Source organism: Clostridium sp. OM05-5BH, from assembly GCF_003481505.1.
GTDB classification, from domain to species: domain Bacteria; phylum Bacillota; class Clostridia; order Lachnospirales; family Lachnospiraceae; genus Otoolea; species Otoolea fessa.
In genome coordinates this window covers 49830-71107 of sequence record NZ_QULJ01000001.1, presented here as the reverse complement: position 1 = coordinate 71107, position 21278 = coordinate 49830, and the positions used below count along the sequence as shown (strand labels likewise).

The 21278-nt window shown below is 49.6% G+C and carries 17 protein-coding genes and 1 tRNA gene; 7 read left to right on the top strand and 11 right to left on the bottom strand.

Annotated features, from left to right (window positions below; translation table 11 throughout):
- Positions 1–38 precede the first annotated feature (38 nt).
- Positions 39–278 (top strand): helix-turn-helix transcriptional regulator, encoded by a 240-nt coding sequence (locus tag DXB70_RS00355; protein WP_022359127.1) that lies wholly within the window; start codon positions 39–41, stop codon positions 276–278.
- 195 nt (positions 279–473) lie between these two features.
- Here DXB70_RS00355 and DXB70_RS00350 read toward each other — a convergent pair whose 3' ends face one another.
- The 3 genes from DXB70_RS00350 to nrdD form a co-directional block, all read right to left on the bottom strand.
- Entirely contained in the window at positions 474–1448 is a 975-nt protein-coding gene (locus tag DXB70_RS00350) for a hypothetical protein (protein WP_118524693.1), read from the bottom strand.
- 208 nt (positions 1449–1656) lie between these two features.
- Positions 1657–2154 (bottom strand): anaerobic ribonucleoside-triphosphate reductase activating protein, encoded by a 498-nt coding sequence (nrdG, locus tag DXB70_RS00345; protein ID WP_118672473.1) that lies wholly within the window; start codon positions 2152–2154, stop codon positions 1657–1659.
- A gap of 47 nt (positions 2155–2201) precedes the next feature.
- Positions 2202–4391, bottom strand: coding sequence for an anaerobic ribonucleoside-triphosphate reductase (gene nrdD, locus DXB70_RS00340; protein WP_022359130.1), 2190 nt, complete (start codon positions 4389–4391; stop codon positions 2202–2204).
- A gap of 735 nt (positions 4392–5126) precedes the next feature.
- Here nrdD and DXB70_RS00335 point away from each other — a divergent pair.
- Positions 5127–5199, top strand: a tRNA-Lys gene (locus DXB70_RS00335).
- Positions 5200–5460: 261 nt separating this feature from the next.
- Here DXB70_RS00335 and trxA read toward each other — a convergent pair.
- The 3 genes from trxA to trmB all read right to left on the bottom strand — a co-directional run bounded on the left by trxA (position 5461) and on the right by trmB (position 6869).
- The gene (gene trxA, locus DXB70_RS00330) at positions 5461–5778 is read right to left on the bottom strand and encodes a thioredoxin (RefSeq protein ID WP_022359131.1); all 318 of its coding nucleotides are present in this window, start codon (positions 5776–5778) and stop codon (positions 5461–5463) included.
- 61 nt (positions 5779–5839) lie between these two features.
- Positions 5840–5983 (bottom strand): hypothetical protein, encoded by a 144-nt coding sequence (locus tag DXB70_RS14060; protein ID WP_181357206.1) that lies wholly within the window; start codon positions 5981–5983, stop codon positions 5840–5842.
- 250 nt (positions 5984–6233) lie between these two features.
- Positions 6234–6869 carry a tRNA (guanosine(46)-N7)-methyltransferase TrmB gene (trmB, locus tag DXB70_RS00325; protein WP_022359132.1) on the bottom strand — a complete coding sequence of 212 codons (636 nt, stop codon included), beginning with the start codon at positions 6867–6869 and terminating at the stop codon, positions 6234–6236.
- A gap of 576 nt (positions 6870–7445) precedes the next feature.
- Between trmB and DXB70_RS00315 the strand changes: the two genes are divergently transcribed.
- Positions 7446–8348, top strand: a complete 903-nt coding sequence (locus DXB70_RS00315) for an SH3 domain-containing protein (protein ID WP_118468986.1) — start codon at positions 7446–7448, stop codon at positions 8346–8348.
- Positions 8349–8488: 140 nt separating this feature from the next.
- Here the strand turns inward: DXB70_RS00315 and DXB70_RS00310 are convergent, their stop codons facing one another.
- The gene (locus tag DXB70_RS00310) at positions 8489–9151 is read right to left on the bottom strand and encodes an HAD family phosphatase (protein WP_107000922.1); all 663 of its coding nucleotides are present in this window, start codon (positions 9149–9151) and stop codon (positions 8489–8491) included.
- Between the two features lie 440 nt (positions 9152–9591).
- Between DXB70_RS00310 and DXB70_RS14590 the strand changes: the two genes are divergently transcribed.
- Positions 9592–11961 (top strand): TIGR01906 family membrane protein, encoded by a 2370-nt coding sequence (locus DXB70_RS14590; protein WP_347559571.1) that lies wholly within the window; start codon positions 9592–9594, stop codon positions 11959–11961.
- A 158-nt stretch (positions 11962–12119) separates the two neighbouring features.
- Here DXB70_RS14590 and DXB70_RS00295 read toward each other — a convergent pair whose 3' ends face one another.
- Positions 12120–13103: a 3'-5' exonuclease gene (locus DXB70_RS00295; protein WP_022359138.1), complete on the bottom strand. Its 984-nt coding sequence runs from the start codon at positions 13101–13103 to the stop codon at positions 12120–12122.
- A gap of 413 nt (positions 13104–13516) precedes the next feature.
- Between DXB70_RS00295 and DXB70_RS00290 the strand changes: the two genes are divergently transcribed.
- Positions 13517–14806 (top strand): RelA/SpoT domain-containing protein, encoded by a 1290-nt coding sequence (locus DXB70_RS00290; protein WP_118468988.1) that lies wholly within the window; start codon positions 13517–13519, stop codon positions 14804–14806.
- A gap of 191 nt (positions 14807–14997) precedes the next feature.
- Here DXB70_RS00290 and DXB70_RS00285 read toward each other — a convergent pair whose 3' ends face one another.
- Positions 14998–16188, bottom strand: a complete 1191-nt coding sequence (locus DXB70_RS00285) for an iron-containing alcohol dehydrogenase (protein WP_022359140.1) — start codon at positions 16186–16188, stop codon at positions 14998–15000.
- Between the two features lie 489 nt (positions 16189–16677).
- Here DXB70_RS00285 and DXB70_RS00280 point away from each other — a divergent pair, with 489 nt between their 5' ends.
- Together DXB70_RS00280 and DXB70_RS00275 are read left to right on the top strand one after the other, a co-directional pair.
- Positions 16678–18486, top strand: a complete 1809-nt coding sequence (locus tag DXB70_RS00280; RefSeq protein WP_118482280.1) for a phosphatidylglycerol lysyltransferase domain-containing protein — start codon at positions 16678–16680, stop codon at positions 18484–18486.
- Between the two features lie 68 nt (positions 18487–18554).
- On the top strand, positions 18555–19499 hold the full coding sequence (locus tag DXB70_RS00275; protein ID WP_118672472.1) for an alpha/beta hydrolase: 945 nt from the start codon (positions 18555–18557) through the stop codon (positions 19497–19499).
- A gap of 135 nt (positions 19500–19634) precedes the next feature.
- Here DXB70_RS00275 and DXB70_RS00270 read toward each other — a convergent pair whose 3' ends face one another.
- Both DXB70_RS00270 and DXB70_RS00265 read right to left on the bottom strand, forming a co-directional pair.
- Positions 19635–20471 carry a Tim44-like domain-containing protein gene (locus DXB70_RS00270; protein ID WP_118672471.1) on the bottom strand — a complete coding sequence of 279 codons (837 nt, stop codon included), beginning with the start codon at positions 20469–20471 and terminating at the stop codon, positions 19635–19637.
- 26 nt (positions 20472–20497) lie between these two features.
- Positions 20498–20983, bottom strand: coding sequence for a YbaK/EbsC family protein (locus DXB70_RS00265; RefSeq protein WP_118570491.1), 486 nt, complete (start codon positions 20981–20983; stop codon positions 20498–20500).
- Between the last annotated feature and the right edge of the window lie 295 nt (positions 20984–21278).

Sequence of the window (21278 nt, the reverse complement as noted above, 5' to 3'; positions counted from 1 at the left end):
ATGTGACACTGTGTGTATACAAAGGAGGAAATTCCGAATTGAAAACTGTCACGATTAAACTTCGCATTCATAAACTTTTGGCTGAAAAACGTCTGACGAAATACCGTTTTATCGCCATGACCGGGCTTGGCTATAAAAATGCCAGCCGAATTCTGGACAATGAAACTGAATCCATCCGCTTCAGCACCATCGCCCGCATCTGCTCCGCACTGGACTGTACGCCCGGCGATCTATTTGAAGTTCATGAGGAAGAAGATCCTTACGATGGAATGTATTAAACATTCGGAAACAAGTGATTTCATGTGCGGATCGCACGCCAAAAAAGAGCTGTCAACCGACGGTTTGCACCGGCTTTTGTGACAGCTCTTTTTGGTGATCCTATTTTTAAAAACAGAAGCGGTACCGCCTCTGAAAAGACAGTACCGCTTAACCTATCCGAATATTATATATAAGGTGTCCACCAGCAAGATACCTTACCAGTCATCCCGTCCATACTCTTCCCGCTCATCCAGGGCATCATCTACACCATCGGCATATTCTGAATCCCGGCGGTAGCGATCCCAGTCATAATCATCACCTTCCATAACATCATCATATCCTGCATCATACGCTGCATAGGGATTCTGGAGATTCTTTTGCACCGGTGGTATTCCCCTCTGCGCAGGTGTGTTTTTACGACTCCGTTGTTTCAGTTCCCACAAGGGATCCTCTTCTATCCGTTTAAGATATTCCTCATGGCTTCTGGATTCCTCTTCTTCTTTTTTCTTCTGTAATTCTATCAGCTCAGCCCGTTCTCTTTTTTTACGTTCCTCTTCTTCCCGTTTACTTTCTTCTATCTTCTCTGCCCTGTGCTGTTCACAGTATATGCCATCAAAGGCCAGATTGTAACATCCTTCCTCCCAGCACTTATACGGATATAGCAGAACCACGAGAAGTCCACAGCCCATCGCACAGATAAGCAGCGTACAGAGAGTCTGGCGATGCTTTCCAAACCAGTTTTTCATTCCTGCTGCCAGACGGTTTTCTTTTTTCTCTGTTTCCTTCTCAGATTCAGGACTCTCTTCTTTCTTTTTCTTCCGGGACTCCATCCACCAGGTCAGTTCGGCATCCAGCAAAAACAACGGTATCAGACATGTAAAGGTGCCAACAAACAGCATCAAAGCATTGCCCGAATCTCCATGCACGCTTCTCGCATACTGGTAATGGCACTCTTCGTCATACCAACTATACAGACTCCAGGCATATGCCCCCAGAATGCCGATCAGAACTATCCATTTTATCTGCTTTTCTTTCCGCAGGATTCTCATGACGAGAAGTGCTCCTGCCATCGCAAACAGGAAACCTATCTTTAGATACACCGGTGCCGCCACCAGAGAAATCCAGGCTGTATATACCGGATAAAAGACACCAATAACCACTATCACAATCATCAGAATTCCAGACTCCATAGCTATACCCCCTATTAAGTCCATCTTACCACAAATGCGGATGCTTAGGTGGGTTATTTATGCCCCTTGAAGAAAATATCCACTTATGATAGCCTGCCCCGGATTACAAAGGCACGTATATGCTTGCTGTATCTCCCTTGTAATGCAAAAAGCTGCCGCAGATCAGAAAGTTTTTTCCGATCTGCAGCAGCTTTTTATCTCATTCTTATTATTTTCTTCCTATTCTCTTAAGCTCCAGAATCCTCTGGTTCCGGCTTCCGCGAAACTGCAGGGTCAGATCCTTCTCCGCTTCCACGAACTCTCCGTCCACCAGCACATCCACATAGGACAGCATCTCGTCTGTCACCTCTGTATGGACCACGCCGCCGGCTGCCAGATCCCGATCCCACAGATAGCCGCTGTAGCACCAGATATCCTTCTCCGGATACGTCTCGCGCACCTTCTGAAGTAAATGTACCAGCTCCACCTGGTTTTCCGGCTCAAACGGTTCTCCGCCGAGCAGCGTAAAGCCCTGTATATATCCCGGCTCCAATGCCGCTAAAATCTCTTTCTCCGTCTCTTCTGTATATAACTGTCCATATCGGAAATCCCACGTCTCCGCATTGAAACAGCCCTTGCAGTGATGGCGGCAGCCCGACACAAACAAGCTGACGCGCACGCCAGGACCGTTGGCAATATCATGCTTTTTAATGGTTCCGTAATACATATCTTCCTCCCCTAGACCAATGTACTCTCGGAGGCTTTCACCACATCCTACAGATGCAGCACCCGATCGCGGATCTCCTGGGTACGTCCCTGATTCCAGAACTGAGTTCCGATGTAGCCGCAGGTACGACGTGCGACAAAGAGCTTGTTCTGGTCGCGGTTGCCGCAGTTCGGGCACTCCCACACCAGCTTGCCAGCCTCATCCTCAACAATCTTGATCTCGCCGTCATAGCCACACTTCTCACAGAAATCACTCTTGGTGTTCAGCTCCGCGTACATAATGTTATTGTAGATAAACTGCATTACAGAGAGAACTGCCGGAATATTAGTCTGCATATTCGGCACCTCGATGTAGCTGATCGCACCGCCCGGGGAGAGCTTCTGAAACTCTGCCTCAAATTTCAGCTTACTGAACGCATCAATCTTCTCGGATACGTGTACATGGTAGCTGTTCGTGATATAGTTCTTATCCGTAACGCCCGGAATGATACCGAAGCGCTTCTGCAGGCATTTTGCAAATTTATAAGTCGTAGACTCCATCGGCGTGCCGTATACAGAATAGCTGATGTTCTCCGCCTCTCTCCACTCTTTGCATTTATCATTCAGACGTTGCATAACTTTCAGTGCAAATGGCTTCGCCTCCGGATCGGTGTGGGATTTTCCTAACATCCGCATACACATCTCATACAGACCTGCATATCCCAGAGAAATCGTAGAATAGCCGTTGTACAGGAGTTTGTCGATCGTCTCACCCTTTTTCAGGCGGGCAAGCGCACCATTCTGCCACAGAATCGGCGCCACATCGGAGATCGTGCCGAGCAGCCTCTCATGACGGCAGCGGAGCGCACGATGGCACAGTTCCAGTCTCTCATCGAGAATCTGCCAGAAACGGTCCATATCTCCCTCCGAAGAACAAGCCACATCGACCAAGTTAATCGTGACAACCCCCTGGTTGAAACGTCCATAGAATTTATGCCTGCCGTTCGGCAGCATCTGGGAATCCTCTACCGTCAGGAAAGAACGGCAGCCCATGCACGGGTAAACCTCGCCCTTCTTTAATTCTTTCATAATCTTAGCGGAAATGTAGTCCGGAACCATCCGTTTCGCGGTACATTTCGCTGCCAGCTCAGTCAGGTGCCAATATTTCGAACCTTCCGTAATATTGTCCTCATCCAGCACATAGATAAGCTTCGGGAACGCCGGTGTAATCCAGACGCCCTTTTCATTCTTGACGCCCTGCATTCTCTGCAGCATCACTTCCTCGATGATCATCGCAAGGTCATCTCTGGTCCGTCCCTCCGGAACTTCGTCCAGATACATAAATACCGTGACAAACGGAGCCTGTCCGTTACAGGTCATCAGGGTGATAAGCTGGTACTGGATCGTCTGGATGCCGCTCTTAACCTCCTCGCGCAGACGGCGTTCGGTCACGCGGTTGATGATATCCTCATCCAGTGCCTCGCCGCACTCGGTGCGCTCTGCAATCACGTTCTTGCGCAGCTTCTGACGGCTGATGTCCACAAACGGTGCCAGATGCGCCAGAGTAAAGGACTGTCCGCCATACTGGTTGCTGGCTACCTGCGCCACGATCTGGGTGGTCACGTTGCAGGCCGTAAAGAAACTGTGCGGCTTCTCGATCATCGTCTCACTGATCACAGTGCCATTCTGCAGCATATCCTCCAGATTGATCAGGTCGCAGTTGTGCTCCTTCTGTGCAAAATAGTCGGTATCATGGAAATGGATGATGCCTTCCTCATGCGCGCGGACGATCTCCTCCGGCAGCAGCACACGCTTGGATAAGTCCTTGCTGACCTCGCCCGCCATGTAGTCACGCTGGGTCGAGTTGATGACCGGGTTCTTGTTGGAGTTTTCCTGATTCACTTCTTCATTAATATGGTCCAAAAGTGCCAGGATGCCGTTATCGGTCGTGTTGGACTTGCGTTTTAACTCCCTGCGGTAGCGGTAGCGCACATATTTCTGTGCAACCTCATAACCACGCATCTCCATAATGCTGGTCTCTACCATATCCTGGATATCTTCCACATTCACCGCGTGCGGCATCTCCTGCACCTGCTCGGCGATCGTATCTGCAATCGCTTCAATCTGGTACGGGTTCATCTGGTGAATACGCTCCACATTGCCGTTTGCTTTCGTGATCGCATTTACGATCTTCGCCCGGTCAAAATGTACTTCTTCTCCATTTCGTTTGATTACATTGGTTGTTACTGTGTCTTCCATCCCTGTTCCCTCTCCTTACCCTTAAGCCCGTTTTATGACTTGTCTTCTATAATCTATAAATTGACTCGCCGGTTCCTGTTTCTGTGATTTCTCTTTCTACTTTTATGGCATACATCGAACATCCATCTGTATCCATTTCCCGTCCCCCAGCTTACTCTCATTTCCTCATTCATGAGAGCAGCGCCTTCTTCTGACAGGCTATTTTTCATGTCCGGATGCCTTCACTGACAGGATTCTTTTCCGTTCCGACTTGTCTTACGATTGGCTTTATTTTTGATTTGTATTTAGGTAATTTTTAGAATTACACACAAAATATTGAACTCGTTTTCTTTCATAACACAATATATAGTGTGTTTGTCGTGACGTATTTAAGCATACACCAATTAGATTAAAAATGGAAGAGGATTCCCCTATATTTTTTCGAATCAGAATTTTGCACAAAAATCATTTTCTCCCTTTACAAACACCCAAATCTGTGATCCCCTTTCCACGACGTTCTTTCCAGACTTATCCACCGTCCCATGTGCAAAACCCACCTCGTCATTTCTCCCATGGCTGCATCCCATATACCCTCTGAGTCTCCTTCGCCCATACCCTTATCTGTTTTAAAAATACCGAAAATAATGCTTTTTAAAATATTTTTAAAAATATTTAAAAAACTGTTGACATTTTATTCTGGATGGAGTAGAATAACTCATGTCTTACGGATGAGGCATCCGCAAGGAAACAAAATAAGCGCCTTTAGCTCAGTTGGTAGAGCAGTAGACTCTTAATCTATTTGTCCAGGGTTCGAGTCCCTGAAGGCGCACTATCAAGTGCTTGTTTCGCAGACCGAGAGCTGTGGGGCAGGCACTTTGTGCGTTAGCAATGAGGCGTGCAAAGAAAAAAAGAGATGGCGGATGACGCGTTGTGCTTGCACATAAGCAGCATCCGTTATCTCTTTTTTTCTTTGTAGGGCGAATGCCCGACAGCGAGGAAAAGCGCCAGCTTTTTCGAGCTGCCGCACGCCGGATTTCAAAGATGCGACTCTTTTCAAACTGCCCCACGCCGGACTCCAAAGACGCAGCTTTTACAGTGCCCGCCCAATCGCCTTCTCCACTTCTTTCTTTGAACTAGCGCCGACTTCCTTGCTGAATACTTCCCCATTCCGGAAAATAATCATCGTCGGGATCGACATAACCTTATACTGGACTGCAATATCCGGGTTCTCATCGACATTCAGCTTGCCAATCTTCACTCTTCCCTCATACTCGCCCGCCAACTGCCCGATCACCGGCGCCATCATCTGGCACGGACCGCACCAATCTGCATAAAAATCAACCAGTACCGGAATCTCCGATTTCAGTACCTCCTCCTCAAAATTCGCGGTCGTAAACTTCATCTCCATCACTCATTTCCTCCTTTCGTTCTATCCATACAGGCAGTCAACAGAAATGCCCTGTTTCTCTTTACGACGGCTTCTTTTTACCGCCTCCCAGTGCCTTTGCTGCCTCTTCCATCGATTTTTTCCATTTTAACGCCTGTTTATTCAGTTCCACCTTATCGCTGGTCGCCTGAATGAGTTTCCGTGTAAGCTGCTTTTTAATATCCATTCCTGACTTCTGGCAAACGCTCTGCGCACCTCGTTACCATTCATGTGAGTCCAGGTTTCTCACAAAAAGCACCGCCGCGCATCCAGCCATCCTTCTTTATATTATAGTAAATATATGCAGCTTTTATTTTCTTTATTCCGGCTCTGCCAGCTCAGATAACCGTTAAATACGGCAAATTCCTGCTACCACCACGTTTTCTTACGGCACTTTCGGTTCCAAAAGTGCCTACCCGTGTACAGTAATGATTTTCCTACCGCACTGCCACCAGCTTGCAGATCGGCTTGCCCTGCGCCGAGAACTTTGCCTCGTACTCGGTCATGACGTTGCCCTCTGCCATCTCGCTGTGGTGCAGGTCACGGGTATATTCTGTGATGCGCCAGCCCGCCTCCGGGATGGCTTCCAGGGAATAGGAAAATAAATCCTGGTTGTCCGTCTTGAACTCGACTCTTCCATCCTTCTGGAGAATCTGATCGTACACTGCCATAAATGGCGGCGAGGTCAGTCTCCGTCTCGCATGTCGGTCCTTCGGCCACGGATCCGAAAAATTCAAATAAATCCGCTCTACTTCCCCCGGTCCAAAAATCTCTGCCAGTTCTCTGGCATCCTCACATAAGAAATAGATATTGGACAGTTCCATCTGTTCTCTCTTGCGGATCGCCTTTAAAAGAACCGTCGAATATTTCTCAATACCCACAAAATTCACATCCGGGTTGCGGGACGCCTGCTCCAAAATAAACTGACCTTTACCCATACCCACCTCGATACGGATCGGATGGTCATTTCCAAAAATCTGCTGCCAGGTTCCCTTCTTCTCCTTCGCCCCATGAACCACATGCGGGGTTTCTTCTATCATCTGCTCTGCGCCCGGTATATGGCGTAATCTCATCTTCGTTCCTCCTGCTGTCTACAATCTGCGCCGTCCCGGATGGACTTTCTTCCGTACCGTATCATTCCGTTGAGACGCCCCGGCTTACCCGCCGGATCTATCCTTATCTTACCATTGAAGCCCCCATTTCGCAAGCAAAGGTGCTCTATTTTCACACCATTTTACGATCCCCGTGTTACTGTTCACGCATACGTGCCCAGTAACGGAATTCGCCGTGGCTTCGCATTTAAATACGGCAAATTCCTGCTGCCCCCACGTTTTCTTGCGGCACTTTCGACTCCAAAAATGCCTGCCCATAAACAGCCTCCACTCTCCTCCATGCCGTCCTTTCTAATCCGTCCGACTTTGTGTCCTTTTCTTACGAATTTCATAACTTTTCCAATTTTTATCATTTTATAGATGAATAATTCAAGCGATTATATTATAATAATTTTAGAACAAAACCAAACATACGGTCACGAAATGGCTGCCGTCTTTTCACCCCTTCGCCGGACATTCAAAAGTCAGTATCCGTCCGGGAACAGACGCCGGCACGCCGGTTTCGGACCTGCATCATATACACAGGAGGATATGCCTATGGGAACAACAGCTAACACAGGTCAGAGCACCTGGGAACAGATCCACGGCGGGGTCCGCGAGACCGAGCGCCTGATCGGACAGAAGAATTATAACCTGGCGATGGTGAAAGCCCGCCAGACCCTTGAATACATGGTCAAATGCCTCTGCGAGCGGTATGGCATTCTGGAAACCGGTCTTCTGGAGATGATCGACGCCCTCTACAGCGCCGGAAAAATCAGCAAGACCACCTGCGAACATTACCACAAGATCCGCACGATCGGCAACAAGGCGATCCATGAGGGAGACAACAGCGCCTACAACGCCAATCAGGCGCATCACCTTCTGTCGCAGGAGGTCTACACCTTCGCAAATGACTACAATGACACAAAAAAATCCACCCGGGCTTCCCGAAGTGCAGCTCCAACCTCCGCTTCTTCCCGCCTCCGCGGGAACAGCCGCCATCCCTCTGCCGGCTCTGGAAACGGAAAACCTGCCGGCACACGTTCCGGCAGCTCCGGGGGACGCCGTCCGCGCGCCTATGCAGGCGGTCCGTCTTTTGAATTTCGAAGCATTATTAAACCAGTGCTTCTGATTATTATTATCATCCTGCTGCTTTTGATCATCAAGATGATACGCCCTGCGACGGATGCCAAACCGGATTCTACTGCAGCCGTCAGCACCGAATCGCTGGCTCCAGAAACCGAGGCAGAGACCGTTGCCGCAGAATCGACCGTTTACCGGACCACCGATACAGTCAATGTCCGTCCGGAACCATCCACCGACACTGACAGGATTGGCGTTCTGGCACCAGATACCGATGTGGAATATCTCCGTGATTACGACGAAAAATGGGCGGTAATCAGCTACAACGGACAGGAAGCCTACGTTTCCAGAGACTTTATCCGGCAGGTTTCGCAGTAATCAGCCAAAAAAGGAACCATACATGCAGTGATTCTTCTCCCTGACATACATGGTTCCTTTTCATTTTCTTTGTACAATGGTTCATCACTTTCGCAATTATACTTTCCGCAATGAATCCCTGAATTTACTCAACTCAAATTTTACTTCAAATCCCGAATTTTCTCCGCCAGCGGCACAATCTCCTCCAGCGAATTTAACTCATAGTCCGCCAGACTCCGGTCAAAGGAAAAACGGTTATCGATGAGCGCCGCCACTGTCATTCCCGCGCAGTGCCCCGCCGTGATGCCGACCGTCGAATCCTCAATCACAAGGCACTCCTCCGGCTGCAGGCCCATCTGCTCCGCCGTATAGAGGTAAACCGCCGGATCCGGCTTGCTGCGCTTGAACGTACTCGCACTGATCATCCGCTCCAGACGGGACGCCACGCCATTTTCCTTTAAAATGCGCTCCACCTGCTCAATATTCGTCGCGGATGCGACCGCCAGCCGGAAGCCCTCTGCTTTCAGGCGATCCATCACATCCAGAATCTCCGGGCGGAAGATCGAGAGATAATCAATCGAATTAAAAATGTCCGTCCAGCGCCCCAGATACTCGTCATGCAGCTCCTGCCAGGTCTGACCATTGTGGATCGCCTTCTCCACAACCATCCAGCAGTCCTGCTTCGTCGTCCCCACCGTCCCGTGCAGACTCTCCAGAGTCACCTCCGGATTTTTCGTTTTTGCATATTCATACAGATAATTCAGATAAATTCCTTCACTGTCAATGATGACCCCATCCATATCAAAGATGACTGCCTTTATCATATTCGTATCCTCTCTCTTTCTGCTCCAGATTATAACATCTTCCCCCAGTATACAGGAATCCCCCGCCAGCTGACAAGCCCCTATTCCACCCTCCCGCCATTCTTTCGAAAAATTTATTACTGTTCACGCATCGTGCCCAGTAACGGAATTTGCCGTGGCTTCGCATTTAAATATGGCAAATTCCTGCTGCCACCATGTTTTCTTACGGCACTTTCGGTTCCAAAAGTGCCTACCCGTAAACAGTAACAAAAATTTCACATATTTTTCCATTTCGCGCCTTTTCATGCTTCCCCGAAACTGTTATACTGGATAACGAAACGGAAACTTTAACATACAGAGCCGTTTCAAGGAAAATAAAACAAACGACCTCTTTACAAATTTATCACATAAAATGAAAGGCTGCAGCTGTACCACAATCTGACAGCCGCGAAAGGTTTTATATGACACAGAAAAAAACATATTTAAGCTGGCTTCTGGGGCTTATCTGTGCTTTCAGTCTGATGATCATGTTTCTGATCACCTCGGTGGAAGCCGTCGCTTACTGGACGCCGCATTATTATGAAAATGAATACACCCGCTACCAGGTTGCCGATGATGTCCATATGGAGATGGACGACCTGCTTTACGTGACGGACGAGATGATGGCGTATCTGCGCGGCAGCCGCGACGATCTGAACATTGACACCGTCGTAGACGGGACGCCGCGCGAATTTTTCAACGCCAGGGAAAAGGCGCACATGGCGGATGTCCGCAACCTCTTTCTCGGAGGACTGGCGCTGCGCCGCCTCTGCCTGTTTCTGGCAGCGGCATCGGTTGCACTGCTGGCACTTTTAAAGGTTCCGTTAAAACACCTGCTGCCACGGATGCTCTGCGCCGGGACGGTTTTATTTCTGGGCGTGACCGCCCTGCTTGCCGGGATCATTTCCACTGATTTTACGAAATATTTTATTATTTTCCACAAAATCTTCTTTACCAACGATCTCTGGCAGCTCGATCCGCGGACCGATCTTCTGATCAACATCGTGCCGGAACCATTTTTCATGGACACCGCCGCCCGGATCGGCATCACCTTCTGCCTGATGACCGGCGCCCTGTTTCTTCTCTGCCTTGCATGTATCCTGCGGGAACACCGCAGGGGCAAATCAGGGGCAGAAAATTCCGGAAATTCCGGAGGTGTCAGCTCTCCAGGTAGTTCCAGCCACCCGGCTGCTCCGGATTTGAAGACGAAAATAGCTGGCAGCACAGGCAGCAAGTTGTCCTTGTTTTTAATTGGTACACTTTTGCTGTCCCTGCTCGCCGCCCCGATGCAGGCGCTTGCCTCCACTGAATGGCCGTCGGACATTTCGATTGACTCCGATGCCGGGATCGTCATGGACGCCAACACTGGAGTCGTTTTATATGGAAAAAACATCCACGAAACCTACTCTCCTGCCAGTATCACGAAGGTTCTGACCTCCCTCATCGTTCTGGAGCACTGTTCCCTCGATGAGACAGTCACCTTTTCCGAGAGCGCGGTCTACAACGTGGAATCCAACAGCAGCAGCGCCGGATACGATACAGGCGATACTGCCAGCGTCAAGGACTGCCTCTACGCCCTGCTTTTAAAATCAGCCAATGAGGCTGCCAACGCACTCGCCGAGCACGTAGCTGGCTCCGCTGATGCATTTGCTGTTTTGATGAATGAAAAAGCCGCCGAGCTTGGGTGCCAGGATTCGCATTTTGCAAATCCGAGCGGTCTGAATAACGAGGAACACTATGTCAGCGCCTACGACATGGCGCTCATCACGCGGGCGGCATTTGAAAATCCTACGTTTGCCAAGATCGTCGAGACAACCTACTATAAACTGCCGCCGAACCAGAAAAATCCCGAGGGACAGGGCATCTCCCCGGGCAATAAGCTGGTCAAAAAGAACTGGCCGCAGTACTACCGTCCGGACGTCCTCGGCGGCAAAACCGGTTATACCTCCATCGCCCTCAACACACTGGTCAATGGTGCCAGACAGGGCGATACGACACTGATTACCGTCATCCTGCACAGCAACAACACGCAGTATGAGGATACCAGCCGGCTGCTCGACTTTGGATTTAACAATTTCCAGTCGGTCAAAATTGCAGATTATGATCAAACTTTTTCAAATATCGGAAAAGATTTGAAAATTGCAGATGTGTCTACCGCCGGAGGCGAATCCCTGTCCATCGACCCAGATAGCCGCGTGGTACTTCCAAAAACAGCGGATTTCTCGGAGACAACGACCTCCTTCGACTATGAGATCCCGGCTGGCGCACCGGACGGCACGATCGCCTGTGTCACTTATTCGCTCGGGGATCACAAGGTTGGCCAGGCATATCTGACCCTCACCGACAGCAGCCAGACAGCGGCAGATATTCCCGAAAAGCTTGTATCCCAGGCGGCAACAGCTGCCGCGCAGGACAGCTCCGACACTGCCCTCTCAAACGGCTCCTCGGAGGCCTTGCCGCTCTCCAATCCGCCCGAATCGGCTGCTAATCAGGAAAATAGTTCCACCGGTAAATCCTTTGGACAGCTGTTTCATATTTCCGTCCGCGTTCCACCGGCATTCATCGCCGCACTGACCGCCATTCTTGTCGTGATCGGCGCGGTCACCGCCGGCATCCGTTTTCTCCAGATGCAGCGCCGCCAGGAGGAGGACGCCCTCGCAGAACGCCGCAGACGGCGCGCGGAACGTCTGCGCGACAGCGGAATGTCCGAAGCAGATTTCGACCTGATGATGCAGGACCGCCGAACGGCGCTGGCGAAAAAAAGGAAGAAACGATCGCATAAAATCCCATAACTGACACAAAAAGAGTTACCAGATGTGGAAATTCTCTTCTTTTACCTTACTCTAAACAGGCAGGAGAAACATTTCCATATCCAGTAACTCTTTTCTATGAATTTTTTCTTTTCTCTAATTCCTATTTCATACGCTCCATCCGCCCGGCTGCCTTTACCCTACTCGGCTGCTTCTGCCGCCTTTCCAGACTTCTTCGCCTTGTTGCGTTCCGCGCGCTTCTTCTTCGTTTCCTCCTTCTTCTGCTCCACGTAGGCCGCTCCCTCTTCACCGACCAGCTTCGTCGTCTTAACAGCAAAGAACGAGCCGTCCTCCGACTTCTTCATCCGGATCTTTCCCTTCATATAACCGTGCTCCGGGCAGACCGCCAGACAGAAGTAAAATTTCTGGTTTGAGGAAAACCAGCGGATCTTTTTCCGCAAGGTCCGGCGGCATTTGTAACAAACCATCTCCGCCACACGCCGTTCCTCCAAAATCTCTTCCTTCGTCTCATGCTCACGCGACACAAATTTCGCATATTCTGGAAATTCCAGGTAGATCTCTTCCTCCTCCGTCAGCGGCGGCTGGTAATAATCCACTGAAACATACTCCATCATGCTGTAAAAGTCCATCTCACTCATGACACGCCCCGTGTAGTACGCATCATCCAGCGCCCGGTGGAACGGGCGGTCTTCCGTGAGGTGCAATTCCTCTACCACGGTATCTAACGACTCCTTTTGCTTGGTGCCGTGGATCAGGGCATAGATTTTCTGCAAATCATAATAGAGAAGCGGCGATGGAAACTGCAGCTCCATCCCGTGATATACCATATTCCGCTGCAATTCGGTCAGATCCATCGAGCCCCACGTACAGAACCGGTAATCATCCCCGCACCATTCTAAAAATTCGGTCATCGCACGCACAAAATCCTCGCCTTCTGTGTCAAGCTGCTCGATCGACATATGCGTCACTTCTGATATCTTATAATGCATCTGCCGGTACACCCGCGGGCGGATCAGACGGCGAAATTCCGAAATGATTTGAAGATTTTTATTTAATTTTACCGCGCCTATCTCAATAATCTCAAATGGAAGTCGGTTCATCGAGCCTTCCTTGCCCGCCGGACTCTGGTTCCATTCCAGATCCAATACTATAAACTGTCCCATAATTCTCGTCTCTTTGTAACGGTTCCGTTTTCTCTGCGTTACCTCTTACTTTTCTTTCTTCACGTTGTCACTGTCCATAACTTTACCACAAATCTGTGTATAAGTCCATATCAGGTTACCGGGCACACATGTGGGGACAGTAATCTTTTTGTTACTATACACGGGTAGGCACTTTTGGAACCGAAAGTGCCGTAAGAAAACGTGGTGGCAGCAGGAATTTGCCGTATTTAAATGCGAAGCCACGGCAAATTCCGTTACTGGACACGTATGCGTGTACAGTAACATATTTTTTACATAGAACCACTGGCAGAGTGCTTCCATCTTTGCTATACTTCATGATAGAACGAAGAAGCATTTCTTTTATCAGAATGCTTTCTTCTAAGCTTTATTATGCACCTTGGGAGGGGCTGCTTATGGATTTAATACAACAATTTATCGATACATACAAGATGAAATGGACGTTCTACGACGCCGCCGGGCGGCTCGCGGCAGAGAAACTCCAGCTCGCCCTGCAAAATGCCGGTATCCGGGCGATCGTGACCTCTCGCGCCAAGAATCCCGCCAGACTCCGCACAAAAGTGCAGCGGCGCAATTCCAGACGTGAAGAACCATACCAGACACTCGAGGAAATCTACGACGACATTGCCGATCTGTCCGGTGTACGCGTCTCCCTGTATTTCCCCGGTGATCGCGGCAAGGTAGATGCGATCATCTCGGAGCTTTTCAACATCCTGGAATTTAAACAGTTCCCGGAACAGTCGAAACCCCCGACTTACCACAAACGGTTTTCCGGCTATTGGGCGAACCATTACCGCGCGCGGATGCGCGATGAAATTTTGAATGAATCACAGAAAAAATACGGATCGGCGCGCATCGAGATCCAGGTGGCGTCCCTGATCATGCACGCCTGGTCCGAGGTTGAACATGATCTGATTTACAAGCCAATGCAGGGAACTCTATCCGAGGAAGAGCTATCGATCTTAGATGAGTTAAATGGTCTGGTCCTTGCCGGCGAGATCGCGCTGGAACGCCTACAGGCAGCCGGAAATGAGCGGCTCCGCAGCCGCAATGCCGCGTTTGGAAGCCAGTACGAGCTGGCGTCCTATCTCTATAATTTCCTGAGCAGCCATCTCAAAACCGAGGACATCGAGCTTCGAATGGGAAATATTGCCCTGCTCTACCGGCTTTTGCAGCGTTTACAGCTCACCGGTCTCAAAGATATTACCCCGATTCTGCGGTCTGTCAAATTTGAAAAGGATAGGCGCACCATTTCCCAGCAGATCATCGATCAGATTATCTCCGGCAATGAAAAGCGCTACCAGTGCTACCAGGAGCTGCGGACGGAACCGGAGACCGCCTCACCGGAAACCCTGCAGGCAGTCAACCAGTTTCTCGAGGAGTGGGTGCCATTAGAGCGCCTGCTCAACAAGACTGCACGGCGCACCTCGACGCGTTCCCGCGGTGCCTTCAATATCAATACACTCAAGCGGATGGATCTCTTTGACAAAGAAATGATCAACCAGATTGTCCAGCTCCGCAAGCTGCGGAATGTCCTGATCCACGACATCGAGCTGCCGGACCAGGCACAGATTCTCCGCTGTACGGAGGAAGCGAAAGCACTTCTGGCACAGCTGACCGGACAGCATGACGCAATGGCAGACGGAGAAAACGGCGAGAAAAACAGCCACGCAGAAAACACATAGAACACAAACGCGCCATTCACCAAAAATGCAAAACACCAGATAGCAAAAAAACACAACGATAAAAGCCATCCAGTTTTTAGCCGGATGGCTTCTTTACTTTACATATTTGATTCTTTTCAGAACCGCTTCCAACATCGAAACACGATGTTTTACATTCTAATTTTGCATTCTAAATTCAGAAGCTTCTTAAATTAGAAATCAACCTCTGTATCATAGAAGCAACAGGTCAGAAGTTTCGCCATCTGCTCCGGATTGATCGAACGCGGGTTGGAACCGGTACATGCATCGCCAACTGCCAGCTCTGCTACGGTTGCCAGTTTGTCATTGAATTCTTTCTCGTCAATGATTCCGCCCTCATAGAGCTTAATGCTCGGAGCGATATTTAACTGCTTGTTCATCTCTTTGATCTCGGCGATCAGAGCGTCAACCAGAGCCTCGTCGCTGTCTCCCTGTAAACCGATGAACTTCGCGATATCTGCATAACGGGAAGCTGCCTCTGGTTCCTTGGAGTTAAATTTAATAACCTTCGGAAGATACATCGCATTCGCTGCACCGTGAACGATATGTCCGCCGGAGTAAGCTGCACCTGTCTTGTGTGCCATAGAATGGACGATACCAAGCAGTGCATTGGAGAATGCCATACCTGCCAGGCATTGTGCGTTGTGCATACGTGCTCTCGCTTCTTTGTCGCCATTGTAAGATTTAACCAGATAGGTATGAATCATCTTGATTGCGTGAAGTGCCAGCGGGTCGGTGTAATCACAATGAAGTGTGGATACATACGCCTCGATCGCATGGGTCATCGCATCCATACCGGTGTTTGCGGTCAGCTTCTGCGGCATGGTCTCAGCCAGCTCCGGATCCACGATCGCTACATCTGGTGTGATATTGAAATCTGCTAACGGATATTTGATACCCTTATGATAATCGGTAATAACGCTGAATGCCGTAACCTCAGTTGCTGTACCAGAAGTAGACGGAATCGCGCAGAATTTTGCTTTTGTACGCAGTGTCGGGAAATTGAACGGAGTGATCAGATCCTCAAACTTGGTATCTGGATACTCGTAGAATGCCCACATCGCTTTCGCTGCATCAATTGGAGAACCACCGCCGATCGCTACGATCCAGTCCGGACCAAATTCCTGCATAAGCTTTGCGCCCTTCATAACGGTCTCAACGCTCGGATCTGGCTCTACTCCCTCAAACAGAGCCACTTCCATGCCAGCTTCTTTCAGATAATCTTCTACTTTCTGAAGGAAACCGAAGCGTTTCATGGAACCACCGCCAACGACAACGACTGCCTTTTTGCCTTTCAGATTTTTCAGTTCCGCTAAAGATCCTTCTCCATGATAGAGATCCCTCGGTAATGTAAATCTAGCCATATTGATACTACCTCCTGTTAATTTTTTAACCACCCTATACCCAGATTATAGCACGCATTCTGGTGGATTTCAACTGTTTTAACTATTCACCTTTGATATATTTGTGTATTTTTCAAAAATTTTACATTTTATTACTTTGATTTCCATAGAAACTGCGTTCCTCGCTTGTCAATCATCCAACAAACTGCTTCTTTTCTCCATTTTGAACCGTTCCTTTTCTGTCTGCATAATACCCCTGTGCCTTTGCCTCTATCACAAAGAATTCCTGCTGCCACCATGTTTTCTTACGGCACCTTCGGTTCCAAAAGTGCCTACCCGTAAACAGTAACGGAATTTCTCCACTCCTATTTCCATGCAAAATCTTATCTTGACATCCCTGTTTTTCCGTACTATAACAAGGGCAAGCATAAGCCGCCTGTGCGCTTATGCCCGTTTCATAGCACCTTACAGATTATATCTGTACAAGACTGACACGGAGGACATTATAATATGAAACAGAACTCACGAATCCAACTGGAAAACACCTTGATCGGCGCACTTGGCGTTCTTTCCCTTGTACTTTTTATTCTCAGCTTCCTGCCAGGGCTGGGACTGGCAAACCGCGTCGGTATCCTTCTGGAAATGGGGCACATGGTACAGCGTGCCTTTTCTGTCGTGCTCTTCATCCTGACCTTCCAGCTTTGGAAACGGAAGCGCGCCGCCTGGAACATTGCTGTTATCCTGCTGTTTTTAAGCTTTTTACGCGGGCTGACAGCACTTTCTTCGCCTTTGTATCTTCCGTTCCACCTGGCAGAAGCCGTATTATTTCTGCTTCTCCTGTGTTTTCGGAAGGACTTCTGCTGCCCGTCTGACCGGCGCAGCCTCGGACGCTCTCTCCTATTTCTGCTGCTGGCACTGGCAGGCATCATCGTCAATGCCGGTATCAGCTATCATTTTTCGGTAAAACCGCTGGGAGAAACCTCTCTTGACTCGCTGATGGATAGTCTCATTCAGGGAACTGCCATGATTTTCGGCATGGGAAATCCGAGCAATGTTTCACGTGAAACACATGTAGTCGAACTGGTTACATTCTGGTTCAGCTGGGGCTGCATCCTCGCCTCCATTCTGTATGCGGTTCGCCCATGGCTGCTGCATCCAGTCAGCCATGCTTCGGATTTGATGCATGCCCGCACCCTCGTCAACCTGTACAGCCAGAATCCCAGCGCCTATTTGACGCTGGAGGATGACAAGCTCCTATATTTCGGTCAGAAGGTAGACGGCGTCATCCCCTACGGAGTCGTCGGCAGCACCATCGTTATCAACGGCGATCCCATCTGCGCGGACAGCGATTTTCCGGTTCTCCTGGCAGAATTTAAAGAATTTTGCCAGCGCAGCGCTCACAACCTGTTTTTTATCAGCGTCACTGACCATTTTCTGGAAGAATATAAAAAGCAGGGCTTTGGATGGGTCAAAAACGGGGAGGAAGCCCGTTTCCACCTTGCGGACTATGAAATCTCTGGCAAGAAAGGCGCCAAGATGCGTATGAACATCAACCACGCCCGGAAAGCCGGGGTCGTCGTCCATGAATACTGCCCGCTGAAACAGCGGGATGCACAGATTGAGGCAGATCTGAACCGCATCACGAACGAATGGCTGCAACAGAAAAAGAGTTCGATGCTGACTTTCGTTATGGGAACTGTCGGGCTGGAAAATCCGATGGACAAGCGTTATTTCTACGCCACCGACGCCGACGGAAAAATCGTGGCATTCATCGTGTTTGTCCCATTTCTCGGCAAAAGAGGCTACATGGCGGACGTCACCCGCCACGGAACCGGCGCACCGAGCGGCGTGATGGAGACGATTCTTTACGACGCATTTCAGGTTTTCAAAGACGAGGGCATTGAGTATGGCAGCCTCGGTGTTGCCCCGCTCGCTGGCTTGGAAAATGACAGCTCTAATCCGGTCGAAAAGCTGCTCTGCTTCGCTTACAACCACCTGAATGACTGTTATGGATTCCGCGATCTCTACCGTGCCAAGGAAAAATACAGCCCGACCGAATGGGTTCCTTCTTATTATATTTACCTGCCGAAGATTCCAACACCAGACATGTTTTATGCCCTTGTGACGATTCAGAATCCGCATCAGATCCGCGAGGCAGCGGAGGATCTGGTAAAAGGATGCGCGCAGCGACTGAGAAACAAGAGGACTTCCCCGACACATCAAAGTAAACCATCTCGCCAGGTAAGTTGGACTGCTTCTTCCAGCACGAAGCAGCCCGACACAAGAAAGCAGACAGATGCAGATAAAAAGGCAGACTAAACTTAGCTTTTATCATGCTAGATGCAGCCTGATAAATTTCATTTTTTTACCAGAAAAGAGGCGCTCTTATGATGAAACATTCCGGTTATCTTACCACCTCCGGCGCAGAAATCTACTATGAACAGTACGGCAGCGGCACACCGCTCCTTATCCTGCATGGAAACAGCCAGTCCCTTGCCGTCTTTTACCCATTTCTGCGCACGTTTCTGCCCGATTTTCAGGTGATTCTGATGGACAGCCGGGGACATGGGCGTTCCCGGCTGTCTGTCCACACAGCGCTCCACGGGTTCTCTACAGAGGATATGGCAGACGACGTTATCGCCCTGCTTAACCACTTACATCTTTCCTCCGTCCATCTGCTGGGATTCAGCGATGGTGCCAATATCGGGCTGGAGATCGCATGCAAATACCCGGAGCGGCTGAAAACGCTCATCTGTATCAGCGCCAACGCCTCACCGGACGGGCTGCTCACGCCGCTATACCTTGCCGCCCAAATGCTGCACAGCATTTTAAATCTCCTGCTGCCTGTTTTAAAATGCAGCTTCTCTTCTGCCTCTGCATCCTCCGGGACCTCTGCGGTCTCTGCACTGTCCACCCCGAAGGTTTCCCTGCCATTTCAGAAGAATTTCTCTGTTTCCGCCACATCCGCAGTTTGTGCCGACAAAGAAAGGCAACGTCATTTCGTGTCAATTTTCCCCCGGATTCCGGCAGAACAAAAAAAGAAGCCTGACTTTCTTACCCGGCTGACACACCGCGTCCTCCGCCGCCGAAATCTGACTTCTCTTTTACTTCACTCGCCCCGTTTAAGTGCCCGGAAATTGCAAACCATCTCCGTTCCTGTGCTGCTGATCGCCGGAACCCGGGATCTCATTAAGCCCTCACACTCCCGCTGGTTAGCAAGGCAGATTCCAACCAGTCGGCTTCTTTTAATGACCGGGGGACGGCATACTTCCATATTCCGTACACCGGCACCTTATCTGCGCGCAATTCTGGCATTTCTGCGCCGCAGCTAAAGTCTCCTCACTCTTCCTGCTGCTCCGCTTTCCTTGCTCCATTCACTTTTAGGTTCTATACTTTTCCTCTTCAAACATCTCTACCGGACAGCATCCGCAGCTGCCGTGTTTCGAGCACTCAACTCAAAGCACCTCTCAGCACAACTTCCGCCCATTATCCACTTCTTCCTTCTGGCAGATCTCATCCAGCACCCAGTTTCCATCTTCCAGAACAAACCTCCAATATTCGAAGAAATCTTCCATTTTCCGGGAGCCCTTCAAAAGTTCTCCTGTTTCTTCGTGATACACATAGTCGATCATCTTTCCATGGATCAAATACCAGATATAGTCGCGGTCGTCGCCGTCCTCATTCTCCGCTTCCACCAAAATCGCATCCAGAAGCTGGATCCCTTCCATGACAAACACCTCATGGCGCATCCTGCTCCACTCAAATTTCGTCTGAAACTCCTGCTGCATCTTCTGGCTCAGGTAAGGATGCCCTTTTTCCAGATCACGATCCCGCCAGCATTCCTGAATCCGGTAATATGAATCCCGCACCCGCTCCTGTATCTCACTCCGATCCCAATGATCTTCTCCGATAGAAAATTCTTTCAATTTTTCACGGGCTGCTGCCTGTTTCTTTTTTGCCCGGTGCAGGTATGTAATGGTTCCGGCACTTCCCAGAATCACAAAGGTTCCCGTAAGCAAAAGCGCCTGAAACGCACCCGCCCGTCCGCCTTGTCCCCGGCTGCTGCTTGTATGATGATGGGAAGAACCACCTCCGCCACCTCCGCCGCCTCCGCCGCCGGAAGCACCTCCCGCTCTGGCAAAGGCGGTAAAAGATCCAAGAACCATCATGGCTGCTGTCAGGCAAAGCAGACGGACGAACGTTTTCCGGCACAGGCGACCTTTCTTTCCCAATCTGGAACCCACCCTGATTCCGCCGTTTTCATTTTCTCCCCTGCTTCTCCCCGTTGCTTTCACATCTCTCATATGAATTCTCCTAAAATCTCCCACACCTACTCGTGCTGCTGATCCTCCGGCTCCCTGCAGACATCCACCCAGCCTTTCGCTCCGGACACTTCTTCCAACTCCGGGATCGTGAGACGTACCGCGCTGTGGTCGTCTCCCGCTGCTGGATAAACCGTCTCAAAACGCTTCAGGCTCTCATCCAGATACACTTCAATTCCATCCTTGATACCAAACGGGCAGACCCCACCCGGCGCATGACCGGTAACCTCCTCCACCTGCTCAAACGGGATCATCTTTGCTTTCACGTGAAACGTATCTTTATATTTCCGGTTATCCACTTTCGCAGTACCTTCTGTCAAAATCAATACCGGCTGTTCTCCCTGCAAAAAGGACATCGTTTTCGCAATCATCCCCGGCTCCACGCCTAATGCCTCCGCTGCCAGCGCAACCGTCGCTGTGGACTCTTTTAACTCAATAACATGATCCAAAAATCCGGCTTCCTTTAAGTAATTTTCTGCTTTTTCCAGTGACATGGTTGTTTTCCTCCCGTATCCTCTATCGATTGATCTGCCGTATCAATTTCTTTTATATTTTAGAACTCATTCATCTTTCCATCATATCACACTTTCATTTTCCATATCAATATTTCTATAAATAAAAAAGAATGCGCATCATTGGCACGTTAGTGCCTTTTTGTGTAATAGGGAATTCCAAGGAATTTCCTATTACACGAAAAAGGCAGTTCCCTGCATTTGCCAGAGAACCGCCCCCTATTTCACTAACTGCCATTTTCAAGATCGTTCCGACCGCTTTTTGTAAAACCAACAC